11 protein-coding genes are annotated in these 11980 nt (G+C 55.9%); 9 read left to right on the forward strand and 2 right to left on the reverse strand.

Annotated elements, in window-relative coordinates; translation table 11 throughout:
- The first annotated feature begins 55 nt into the window (after positions 1-55).
- The 9 genes from pyrH to fabZ all read left to right on the forward strand — a co-directional run bounded on the left by pyrH (position 56) and on the right by fabZ (position 8946).
- A complete protein-coding gene (gene pyrH, locus BP38_RS0101240; RefSeq protein ID WP_026986232.1) occupies positions 56-787 on the forward strand; it encodes a UMP kinase in 732 nt (243 codons plus the stop codon).
- 3 nt (positions 788-790) lie between these two features.
- Positions 791-1348, forward strand: a complete 558-nt coding sequence (gene frr / locus BP38_RS0101245) for a ribosome recycling factor (RefSeq protein WP_026986233.1) — start codon at positions 791-793, stop codon at positions 1346-1348.
- A gap of 4 nt (positions 1349-1352) precedes the next feature.
- Positions 1353-2093, forward strand: a complete 741-nt coding sequence (uppS, locus tag BP38_RS0101250; protein WP_026986234.1) for an undecaprenyl pyrophosphate synthase — start codon at positions 1353-1355, stop codon at positions 2091-2093.
- A gap of 13 nt (positions 2094-2106) precedes the next feature.
- On the forward strand, positions 2107-2925 hold the full coding sequence (locus tag BP38_RS18430; protein ID WP_035723093.1) for a phosphatidate cytidylyltransferase: 819 nt from the start codon (positions 2107-2109) through the stop codon (positions 2923-2925).
- Positions 2910-4109 carry a 1-deoxy-D-xylulose-5-phosphate reductoisomerase gene (locus BP38_RS0101260; protein ID WP_081816376.1) on the forward strand — a complete coding sequence of 400 codons (1200 nt, stop codon included), beginning with the start codon at positions 2910-2912 and terminating at the stop codon, positions 4107-4109. Before BP38_RS18430 ends, BP38_RS0101260 begins: the two co-directional genes overlap by 16 nt.
- Before the next feature lie 116 nt (positions 4110-4225).
- Positions 4226-5443: an RIP metalloprotease RseP gene (gene rseP / locus BP38_RS0101265; protein WP_026986236.1), complete on the forward strand. Its 1218-nt coding sequence runs from the start codon at positions 4226-4228 to the stop codon at positions 5441-5443.
- 62 nt (positions 5444-5505) lie between these two features.
- Entirely contained in the window at positions 5506-7791 is a 2286-nt protein-coding gene (gene bamA / locus BP38_RS0101270) for an outer membrane protein assembly factor BamA (protein WP_245602285.1), read from the forward strand.
- Between the two features lies 1 nt (position 7792).
- Positions 7793-8377: an OmpH/Skp family outer membrane protein gene (locus BP38_RS0101275; RefSeq protein WP_035723096.1), complete on the forward strand. Its 585-nt coding sequence runs from the start codon at positions 7793-7795 to the stop codon at positions 8375-8377.
- 77 nt (positions 8378-8454) lie between these two features.
- The gene (gene fabZ, locus BP38_RS0101280; RefSeq protein ID WP_026986239.1) at positions 8455-8946 is read left to right on the forward strand and encodes a 3-hydroxyacyl-ACP dehydratase FabZ; all 492 of its coding nucleotides are present in this window, start codon (positions 8455-8457) and stop codon (positions 8944-8946) included.
- Between the two features lie 96 nt (positions 8947-9042).
- Here the strand turns inward: fabZ and gltA are convergent, their stop codons facing one another.
- Together gltA and gltX are read right to left on the reverse strand one after the other, a co-directional pair.
- Positions 9043-10362, reverse strand: a complete 1320-nt coding sequence (gene gltA / locus BP38_RS0101285; protein ID WP_026986240.1) for a citrate synthase — start codon at positions 10360-10362, stop codon at positions 9043-9045.
- Between the two features lie 83 nt (positions 10363-10445).
- On the reverse strand, positions 10446-11864 hold the full coding sequence (gltX, locus tag BP38_RS0101290; protein WP_026986241.1) for a glutamate--tRNA ligase: 1419 nt from the start codon (positions 11862-11864) through the stop codon (positions 10446-10448).
- Between the last annotated feature and the right edge of the window lie 116 nt (positions 11865-11980).

An 11980-nucleotide genomic window follows, 5' to 3' on the forward strand; every position in this document is an offset into this window, starting at 1 on the left:
TCGGGCGGCCAAGGGCCGCCCGATTTTGTATGGAGCTGCAGGGAGTAGGCCCCCAATGACTGCCGGCAAACCTGAGTATCGCAGGGTTTTGCTCAAGATCTCCGGTGAAGCCCTTATGGGCGAGCGGGACTATGGATTGGATTCCTCAACGGTTCAGCGCATTGCTGAAGAGGTGAAAACGGTCCACGAGATGGGAGTTGAACTCTGTCTCGTAATAGGGGGCGGGAACATATTCCGAGGATTGAGCGGTGCTGCCCAAGGCATGGATCGGTCGACCGCGGATTACATGGGAATGTTGGCCACGGTCATCAATTCCCTGGCCTTGCAGAATGCCATCGAAACATTGGGGGTTCCGACACGGGTGCAATCGGCAATCCCAATGTCCGCTGTATCCGAGCCCTATATTCGCCGCCGCGCGATCCGGCACATGGAGAAGGGCCGTGTGGTCATCTTTGCTGCGGGCACCGGCAATCCCTTCTTCACCACGGACACGGCAGCTGCCTTGCGAGCTTCGGAGATGAACTGCAGTGCCCTTTTCAAGGGAACCAAGGTAGACGGCGTGTATGAGGCTGATCCGGTCCAGGTGCCGGAGGCGAAGCGCTATGACCAACTCGGCTATCTTGAAGTGCTCTCGAGGGATCTTGGCGTTATGGACCATTCCGCCATATCTCTGGCACGAGAAAACCGCATTCCGGTGATCGTATTCAGCATAGCCAAGCCGGGAGCCTTTGCCGAAGTCCTCTGTGGCGAAGGACTCTATACAATCGTAAGCGATGGGAAAAACTAGAGAATGGCTGATACCGATATCAAAGAATTGCGCCGCCGTATGGACGGCGCACTGGAGGCCCTGAAGCGCGAATTTGGCGGACTGCGTACCGGTCGCGCCTCGATCAGCCTGCTGGACCCGGTGATGGTGGAAGCCTATGGCACACAGATGCCACTCACCCAGGTTGGAACGGTCAACGTACCGGAACCTCGCATGCTGACGGTTCAGGTATGGGACCGGAAGATGATCGGTTCCGTCGAGAAAGCCATTCGCGATGCAGGTCTGGGCCTGAACCCTGCTTCCGATGGCAGTGTGGTGCGTGTCCCCATACCGCCTCTGTCCGAGGAGCGCCGCGGCGAACTGGTCAAAGTGGCGGCCAAGTACGCCGAGCAGGCCCGGATAGCCGTGCGTAATATCCGCCGTGATGGCATGGAGGCTTTGAAGAAGCTGGAAAAGGAAGGCGAGATCTCGGAAGATGAGCAGCGGCGCCGTTCCGATGAAATCCAGAAGCTGACAGACGAGCACGTCAAGAGCATCGATGACGCTCTTGCCGCCAAAGAAACCGAAATCATGCAGGTTTGATTCCATGACGGCCCAGCCGTTTTCGCTTCATGCGAACTGTCCTCGGCATGTTGCAATCATCATGGATGGGAATGGCCGTTGGGCAACGCAACGCGGCCGCCCACGCAAACTGGGACATTTGCAGGGTGCCGAGGCGGCCAGAAAGATCGTGCGTGTCGCGAGCGAAGTTGGCCTGTCCTATCTGACGTTGTTTGCCTTTTCATCCGAGAACTGGCGTCGTCCGGGAAGTGAAGTTTCCGAACTCATGAGCTTGCTGCAGCGTTATCTTGGCGGTGAGCATAGGCAAGAGCTGGAAGAACTGGGGATACGCCTGCGTGTCATAGGCCAGCGTGAGCGCTTGCCTGAGTCGACATTGCGTCAGATTGAGCGCATTGAAGACGAGACGGCTCATCACAAGGGGTTAAGCGTTGTGATCGCCATCAGCTATGGTGGCCGGGTCGAGATTGCAACGGCCGCACGGCGCTTGGCACAGAAGGTTCAGGACGGAGAATTGGACCCAGGAGAAATCAACGAAACCCTCTTGGAGCGCTATCTTGAAACCAACGCCATTCCTGACCCTGATCTCTTGATACGCACAGGCGGAGAGAAGCGGATCAGCAATTTTCTTCTCTGGCAATTGGCCTATGCCGAGATGGTGTTTTCGGATTGCCTTTGGCCCGATTTCGACCGTGACGCATTCCTTGCTGCCCTGGAGGAATATCAGATGCGCGAGCGCCGCTACGGTGCCCTTGTCTCCACGGGGTAGGGGATCCTCTGCCATGGCCAATTTGGTGCGGCGTGTCTTGGCGGCACTGGTGCTTATCCCACTGGTGGTCGGAGTGTTCCTGATTGGGGCGCCTTACAGCAATTTTCTGCTTTTGCTCGTGGTCCTAGTCATGGCTTGGGAATGGTCTCATCTCGTGTTGCCCGAGGCCGTACCGATGGCGCTGCATATCACATTCACTTCAACAGCAGGTCTTTGTTTTCTATCGTGGGTTTACACTGCACCGCTAACGGCAGGGTTGGTATCCGGCCTTGCAGTCGCGGCAGGATTGATCCTTGGACGAATGAACCCTAAAGCAATAGCGGGTAACGCCGGGACATGGTTGGTACTCGGTTTGCTCTATACTGTTCTGCCCATCCTGGCTTTTCAGAGCATAGCTTCAAGGACGGACAGCGGGGGATTGCTGGCGATATGGCTTCTGCTTGTTGTCTGGTCGACGGATACGGCTGCTATGGCTGCGGGCAAAACCATTGGTGGGCCAAGACTTTGTCCTGGAATCAGTCCTAACAAGACCTGGGCGGGCCTGCTGGGGGGTGCCGCATTTGCAGGTGTGGTTGGCATGATTGCAGCACTGTTCTTCTCTTACGAAAGACCACTGATTCTTCTTCTGATCGCCATGCTTCTTGCATGCGTTGCCCAAGCTGGCGACCTGCTCGAATCTCTGGTCAAGAGGCACTTTAATGCCAAGGATAGCGGCCGGTTGTTGCCCGGGCATGGAGGTATATTGGACCGTGTTGATGGATTGGTGACAGCCTCTCCTTTCTTGCTGATTCTGCTACAGTGGCCAGTGTTCGAAGGATGGATGACCGGATGACCCGAGCAAGCGGACCAAGGCGCATTTCCATACTCGGTTCGACCGGTTCGGTCGGAAAGAGTACACTGGAGTTGCTTTCCCAGTATCCGGAAAGCTTCCATGTAGAAGCCCTGAGCGCCAATCGGTCGGTTAACCATCTTGCGCATCAGGCAAGGGCAACCTCGGCTGCTTTTGCAGCAATTGGTGATCCCCGGCTTTACGCGGACCTCAAGGAAGCGCTGGCCGGTACGCATACAGAGGTCGCCGCGGGACCTGAGGCGCTGGTGGAGGCTGCTGCGCGTGACAGTGACTGGGTAATGGCTGCGATTGTCGGTGCTGCGGGTCTTCCGGCCACCCTGGAAGCCGTTCGACGCGGTGCTATCGTTGCGCTGGCCAACAAGGAATCCCTGGTATGTGCCGGGAAGCTTCTTGTTGAAGCCGCCCGTATGTCAGGCGCGACCCTGTTGCCCGTTGATTCTGAGCACAATGCCATTTTTCAGGTTTTTGCCGCCGACCAGGTAGCTGAAATCGAGGAAATCGTTCTTACGGCCTCAGGCGGGCCTTTTCGGAACTGGAGCTCGGCTGAGATGGAAGCGGCCAAGCCTGAGCAAGCGTTGGCACACCCTAATTGGTTAATGGGAGCCAAGATTACCATTGATTCCGCAACAATGATGAACAAGGGCCTGGAACTGATCGAAGCCGTCCATCTCTTTGATCTTCCGGACACCAAGGTTTCCGTTGTCATACATCCGCAGTCCATTGTACATGGACTGGTCCGCTATTCGGATGGGTCTTTGTTGGCCCAGATGGGTAACCCGGACATGAGAACTCCCATTGCTCATGCCTTGGCATGGCCCGATCGCATGCGCTCTGACGTTTACCCTCTCAATTTGACGGAAATGACTCAGTTGACGTTTGAACAACCGGACGAAGTGCGCTTCCCGGCTCTGCGTCTGGCGCGCGACAGCTTGCGGCAAGGGGGGGGAGCCTCCATTGTTTTCAACGCAGCCAATGAAGTAGCAGTGGAGGCCTTTCTGGAGCGTCGCCTGAGGTTCACGGCTATTGCGCAATTGGTGGCCCGGGTGCTGGATGGTTACCGTCCAGTGGAACCGTCCAGCTTCGAATCCGTTCTGGAAATCGACCAGGAGGCTCGGATGAGGGCAAGGGCTGAGCTTTCTGTGGAACAAGGGGTCGAGGCACGATAATGAAGAGTTCAACTGTCGGCGCTTTCCCAAGGGTCTGCAGGTGGTGTAAAAGGAGACAACCTCTGCTGCCTGCTCTTCGCGGCAGTTACCTTGCTCCAAGGAGTTGAAGTTCTTTTATGCAGTTCCTAAGCGGTATCGGTGACTTTGTAATCCCGTTCCTGATCATCCTGACCGTCCTGGTCTTTGTTCATGAGTTGGGCCACTATCTTGTGGCCAGATGGTGCGGTGTGCGCATCGATGCCTTTTCCATTGGTTTTGGGCCGGAACTGTTCGGCTGGAATGACCGCCACGGCACACGCTGGAAATTCAGTGCGATCCCGCTCGGGGGGTACGTCAAGATGTTCGGTGACGCGGACGTGACCAGCCGTCCAGCGCCCAGCCGTTCGGCCGCGAGTTCTGCGCAACAGGATGATCATCAGGGCCAAGGCGTCGGCGCCGGTGAAGAAACGGGAAGCTGGGCGGGCGGTCGCGAACGACCGCTGACACCGGAGGAAAAGGCTGTCTCCTTTCATCACAAGTCCTTGGCACAACGCGTTTGGATCGTTTCGGCCGGGCCAGTGGCGAATTTCCTCTTTGCCCTGGTGGTATTGGCCGGTTTCTTCTTTACTTTCGGGCAGCCGACTACCCCACCCGTGATAGGGCAGGTCTTGCCGGAGAGTGCTGCCGCAGAATCCGGTCTTCAGAGCGGTGATCGCATTGTCGCCATCAACGGATCCGAAGTTGAACGCTTCGAGCAGATTCAGCGTGCAGTGCAATTGAATCTCTCTGCGCCCCTGGACATGGAAGTTGTTCGTGACAGTCGGAATCTGACCCTTACGGTCACACCTGAGATTGTGGAAGCCGAGGACGGCTTTGGTAATGTTCAGGAGGTTGCCCGCCTCGGAATCACGGCCAGTGGCACCGAGTTTGTGCGTTATGGCCTGCTGCAGTCCACTTGGATGGCCGGCGAGGAAACCGTCAGCCTTGTCGGAGCTACGATGAAGGCGCTCGGGCAAATCATAACGGGATCTCGAAGCACCGACGAACTGGGCGGCCCGGTTCGGATTGCCGAAATGTCGGGTTATGTCGCCGATACCGGTATGGTGTCTGTCCTCTGGTTCATGGCGGTTCTTTCAATAAACCTTGGCCTAATCAATCTCTTTCCTGTACCCATGCTGGATGGGGGACACCTGCTGTTCTATGCGTTTGAAGCTGTACGTGGGCGCCCCCTGGGCGAAAGGGCACAGGAAATCGGTTTTAGAATCGGCCTGGGGCTAGTACTGACACTCTTTGTATTCGTGACTTGGAACGATCTGGTAAGATTGCGTGTATTCGATTTTCTTGCAGGCTCGTGACGCAGCAGGGGACTGGCGACAGCATGCAGATCTGGTTGCCGAATTCGGCTAGGGAGGTTTTCGTGGGGCTCAGAACTCTATTCTTCGGGGGGATGCTGGTTGTAGCCGTGGCCTTGACCGGTATGCCGAACAGTACGCAGGCACAATCGATCAATGAAGGCGGGATCATTGAAGAGATTCGCATCGAGGGCACGCAACGCGTCGACCCTGCGTCTGTACAAAGTTACATGCAGGTTGAGCCTGGCGATGATTTTGATCCGCTGACTCTCGATCAATCACTGAAAAACCTCTATGATTCCGGTTTGTTCGAAGATGTGACACTGCAGCGGGATGGCAGTGCCCTGATCGTAGCGGTTTCCGAGAATCCGATGATCAATCGGTTGGCCTTCGAGGGAAACCAGCGCATCGATGACGAAGAGCTGCAAAGGGAGGTTCAACTGCGTCCCCGCGTGGTCTACACGCGAACCAAGGTTCAGAATGATGTCGAGACGATCCAGGACATCTATCGCAGCCAGGGGCGTTTTGCGGCCACCGTGGAACCGAAGATAATTGAATTGGACCAGAACCGCGTCGATCTTGTCTACGAGATCGACGAGGGTCCCTTGACGGGTGTGGAATCCATCAATTTCGTTGGCAATGAAGCCTTTTCCGGGTCTTCCCTAAGGGGTGAAATCTCGACGCGGGAATCGGCGTGGTACCGTTTCCTGTCCAGTTCCGACGTCTATGATCCGGACCGCCTAGCCTTTGATCGAGAACTCTTGCGGCGCTTTTATCTTGAGGAAGGCTATGCCGACTTCCAGGTGCTTTCCACCAATGCCGAACTCAATCCGGATCGCTCGGGCTTCATCATAACCTTTACCATCGAAGAGGGGCCCCGTTTCGAGTTCGGTGAGATCACGCTCGAGAGCAACCTTCGCGACCTGGAACCGGAGGCTGTGGAGGGGCTGATCGACGCACAGGAGGGAGATTGGTACGACGCCACCACTGTGGAAGATGATGTCCAGGAATTGACCGATCGCATTGGTGAAATGGGGTATGCCTTTGTGGATGTTCAGCCACGCGCCAATACCGACCGGGAAAACGAGGTCGTCGACATTGTCTACGAGATTGGCGAAGGGCCCAGGATCTTCGTGGAACGTATCGACATCGAAGGCAATGTACGCACAGTTGACGAAGTCGTACGGCGCGAATTTCGATTGGCGGAAGGCGATGCCTTCAATCGCGCCCGCGTGCGCAGGTCCAGGCAGCGTATCGAGGACCTGGGCTTCTTCCGTACGGTCGAGGTGGATACGGAAGATGGCTCTGCTGAAGACAGGGTCATAATCAAGACCGATGTTGAGGAACAGCCAACTGGCGACCTGACCTTCGGTGCGGGTTTTTCGACGGCTGTTGGTCCCTTGGGTAGCGTGCAGTTGCGTGAGCGCAACCTGCTCGGCCAGGGCCAGGACCTGCGGGCGTCGGTCAGTCTTGGTGGTACAGGGTCCGAGTTCAATCTTGGTTTTACGGAACCCTATTTCATGGATCGGCCCATTTCCGCGGGCTTTGACATTTTCCGCATCACGCGTGATCGCAGCGAACTCTCCTTCAAGGAGGAGCGCAGAGGTGGAAGTTTGCGGGCGGGCTATGACCTGACGGAACATACACGGAATGTCTGGCGCTATACGCTTGAACGCCGGGAGATCGATGATGTTGATGATGATGCGCCGATCTCTGCCAAGAAGGAAGAGGGTGCCTCCTGGCGCTCCAGCATCAGCCAGTCCCTGATTTGGGACAAACGCAACAACTCCCGCCGCCCGACAGAAGGCTTTATTGCAGACCTGACGACCCAATTCACGGGCTTGGGTGGCAACGTTCGTTTCCTCAGGGGCAGTGTGGGGGGGCGCTATTACTTCCCGCTGGGGGATGAATGGACACTGTCCTTGGGTGCGCGTGGTGGCACGATGTATGGCCTGGGCCAGGACACGCGCATCAGTGACCGCTTCCAGCTCGGGGCCGACGAATTTCGGGGCTTCGATTATGGCGGCATTGGGCCAAGGGATGAGGGCAGCAAGGATCCGCTTGGGGGCAACAACTTCGCAAAGGGAACCGTCGAGTTCATCTTTCCGCTGGGGCTTCCAGACGAGTTCGATGTCCGAGGTCGCCTGTTTTCCGACGTCGGTACCGTCTGGGGCGTGGACGACGACACGGATGTTATTGGGGATAACAGTTCAATACGTGTTTCCGTTGGTCCGGGCCTTTCATGGGATTCGCCGCTTGGCATGATCAACGTGGATCTAGGCTTCCCCATCCAGAAGGAAAGTTACGACGAGACCCAGATATTCAACTTCAGTTTTGGGACACAGTTCTGACATGACCTTTCGAAACACTTTCATTGCCGGCTTTGTCGTATCCGCCATGACCGTCATGGCAAGTCTGGGCATGGTTAACCAGGCCTCGGCGCAGGATGAAATGCCGACACCGAAGATTCTTGTTGTCGACTTGCAGCAGGTCATGCGCGAGGCCGACGCCATGAAAGGCTTGCGTGAAGAAGCCGAGGGACTGCGATCGGAAATGGAGCAGAACCTCAAGCAGCAGGAAGAGTCCTTGCGGGAGGAAGATGAAGCTCTGTCCCGGCAACGCACGGTCCTTTCACAGGAAGCCTTCGAAGAAAAGCGCGGACAGCTTGAGCAGAGGTTCAGCCAGTTCCAATCCTCGGCGAATACGGAAATGGGACGTCTGGAAGAAGCCTATTCAGAGTCTGTGGCAGAGGTCGAGTTCACCATCGTGAAGATTTCGGATGATATTGCCGGCGAGCGTAGTGCAAACATGGTTATTCCCAAGTCCACGCTTCTGCTTGTCGGAGATGACTTCGAGATCACGGAAGAAGTCATCTCCCGTCTGAATGAAGAGCTTCCAAGCGTCTCATTGTCCCTGGAAGACGTCGATTCAGAGTAACAAACGCACATTACACGGATGCTCGCCAAAAGAAGCGGGCTGTCCTCTAGGAAATGGCAAGTTATGGGATTTCTGGCATGACGGCCTCACGGGAATCTGGTTCCGAAACTTCCAAGGATAAACCTGAACTCAGCTTTGATGTGATGGACGTAATGCGGATGATACCGCACCGCTATCCCATGCTGCTGGTGGACCGTATCCTGGAACTGGAACGCGACAAGCATGCCCTGGGGCTGAAGAACGTTACTATCAACGAGGGCTTTTTCCAGGGTCACTTTCCGCGACAGCCCGTCATGCCCGGTGTCCTGATCGTCGAAGCTATGGCTCAGACAGCGGCCGTGCTTGTCGTGGAAACTCTTGAAGGTGCGGCTGCAGGAAAACTGGTTTATTTCATGTCTGTCGAACAAGCACGCTTCAGGCGCCCTGTCGTTCCTGGAGACCAGTTGCATATACATGTGAGCAAAGTACGAAATCGTGGACCGGTCTGGAAATTCGAAGGCGAGGTCCGTGTGGATGACCAGGTGGCGGCCGAGGCCGGCTTTAGTGCCATGATACGCGAGGACGACTAACGGGATTATTCCTGCATGGGATATGAATGAAGTTCAAATGAAAAGGGCGCCATCTGGCGCCCTTTTCGCGTTGAGTATCGACGCTTATCCAGAATCTCAGCTCTTGAAAGACTCCGGCAGCTCGCGTCCCGTGTTGCCCTGATAAAGCTGGCGTGGCCGGCTGATGCGGTGATTGGGGTCCTCAACCATTTCGTTCCACTGGGCAATCCAGCCTACTGTCCTTGCCACGGCAAAGAGAGCAGTGAACATGGAGGTGGGGAAACCCATGGCCTTCAGGATGATACCGGAATAGAAGTCCACATTGGGGAACAGTTTCTTCTCGACAAAGAAATCATCCTCCAGGGCGATCCGCTCAAGCTCCATGGCCAGATCGAGCAGTGGTTCCTGTTTGCGGATGCCGAGCTCATCCAGGACTTCATGGCAGCTCTTCTGCATGACCTTGGCACGCGGATCATAGTTTTTATATACGCGATGGCCAAAGCCCATCAGGCGGAAGGGATCGTTCTTGTCCTTGGCGCGTTCGATGAACTCGGGAATTCGGTCCTTTGAACCGATTTCCTGCAGCATGCGCAGAACCGCTTCATTGGCGCCGCCGTGTGCCGGTCCCCAGAGAGAGGCAATGCCTGATGCAATGCAGGCAAAGGGATTGGCACCAGAAGACCCGGCAAGCCTTACTGTCGATGTCGAGGCATTCTGTTCATGATCGGCATGCAGGATGAAGATGCGATCCATGGCGCGCGCCAGGGTCGGGCTGATCTTGTACTCTTCAGCCGGAACGGAAAAGGTCATGTTCAGGAAGTTTTCCGCGTAACTCAGGTCATTGCGCGGATAAACGAAGGGCTGTCCCACGGAATACTTGTAAGCCATGGCTGCGATAGTCGGCATCTTCGCGATCATGCGATGCGAAGCGACCATGCGCTGGTGAGGATCGGTAATATCCGTTGAATCGTGATAGAAGGCGGAGAGGGCACCGACCACACCTACCATCACCGCCATCGGGTGGGAATCGCGCCGGAATCCACGAAAGAAGTAGATCATCTGCTCGTGGAGCATGGTGTGATAGGTAATGTCGTGCTCGAACTTCGTCTTCTGTTTGGAATCGGGCAGATCGCCGTTCAGGAGCAGATGGCAGACATCCATGAAATCACAATGTTCGGCCAGATCCTCGATCCGATAGCCGCGGTGCATAAGGATCCCTTTGTCGCCGTCAATATAGGTGATCTCGGAATCGCAGGAGGCTGTCGAGGTGAAGCCGGGGTCATATGTGAACATGCCCGTTTCCCCATACAGCTTGCGTATGTCTATGACGCGCGGGCCGACAGTGCCATCGATGACCGGCAGTTCCCACTGCTGACCTGACTGGTTGTCGGTCAGGGTAACCGAATTCTGGCTTTTTTCACTGTTCGCGTTGGTCATCTTGCTATCCTTGTAAAAGGCTGTGGTCTATTCATTTCCACCTGAACTTTTGCGGCGCAGCATAAGTCCGGATCAAGCGCCGATCAATCAGCAGAAATGCTAAAAGTTTGCATTTGTTCCTGTGCGTCGCTTAACCGGCCCAAGGATTCCTCGCGGCCAAGAATCGCGGCAACCTCGAAGATACCTGGCGAAACGCTGGAACCGGTAAGCGCTGCACGCAATGGCTGCGCAACGGCTCCTAGTTTCATTTCGCGCTGTTCGGAAAGCGCTCTTATGCTTTTCTCCAGTTCGTCTTCGTTCCAGTTTTCGACTTTCTGTAGCGCTTCTGCGATGGCTGCGATCAGATCGGCGCCCCCTTTGGAAATCAGTTTCTGTGCCTTTTCCTCGAAAACCAGCGGGCGCCCGGAAACGTAAAACTGTCCCAAGTCAGCCAGCTCCTTCATGGTCTTGGCGCGTGGCTTCAGTCCGGCCATCCCGGCCAGCAATCGCTTCCGGCCAAGGGGGGTAACCTCGCCATAGAAGTCTGCACAGAGGATATCTACGAGACGTTGATCCTCCGCCTCTCTGAGGTAATGTCCATTGAGATTGCTGAGCTTTGCGAAGTCAAAGCGCGCGGCGGAACGTCCGACTCCATTCAGATCAAACCATTCGATAGCTTGTTCAGTGGAAATCACTTCGTCATCACCATGTCCCCACCCAAGGCGAAGAAGGTAGTTTCGAAGGGCCTCGGGCAAGAAGCCCATTTCCCTGTAAGTTTCCACTCCCAGAGCGCCATGCCGTTTCGACATCTTTGCCCCGTCCGGGCCATGTATCAGGGGGATATGCGCAAAACTCGGGGCCTCCCAGCCTATAGCCCTGTAGAGCAGGGTTTGGCGGAAAGCGTTGGTGAGGTGATCGTCCCCCCTGATGACGTGAGATATCCCCATATCATGGTCGTCGACAACCACGGACAGCATGTAGGTTGGAGATCCGTCAGCGCGCAGCAGCACCATATCGTCCAATTGTTCATTGGCGACACGCACAGTTCCCTGAACCTGATCGACGATTTCGGTTTCCCCTTCCTGAGGGGCTTTCAAGCGAATAACCGGATCCACGCCTTGTGGTGCCTCTGAGGAATCACGATCGCGCCAGCGCCCATCATAGCGCATGGGCCGGCCTTCCTTCTTGGCCGTTTGCCGCATCTCCTCCAGTTCTTCCTGAGAGGCATAGCAGTAGTAGGCCTGTCCTGTTCCGAGCAGGCTACGAGCAACTTCTGCATGACGCTCTGAACGCGCGGACTGGAAAACGGTCTCTTCGTCCCAATCTAGGCCCAGCCATTCAAGTCCGTCCACGATAGCCTGAATGGCGTCATCGGTAGATCTCTTGCGGTCCGTGTCTTCGATGCGCAGACGAAAGACACCACCATGGTGGCGTGCATATAGCCAGTTGAACAAGGCCGTTCGCGCCCCACCGATATGCAGGAAACCGGTGGGAGAGGGGGCAAAGCGTGTCACCACTGTCATGCGTTTTTCCGAGATCCTTTTCTCAGTGCTAGGCAAAGCTGCTGAAACTGCTGTGGGCGCTATCTAGCACATCTGTTCTGGCGACGCACGCAGCAGCATGACCTACGCAGGGACCG

This window comes from Fodinicurvata fenggangensis DSM 21160 (assembly GCF_000686045.1).
GTDB lineage: Bacteria > Pseudomonadota > Alphaproteobacteria > Kiloniellales > DSM-21159 > Fodinicurvata > Fodinicurvata fenggangensis.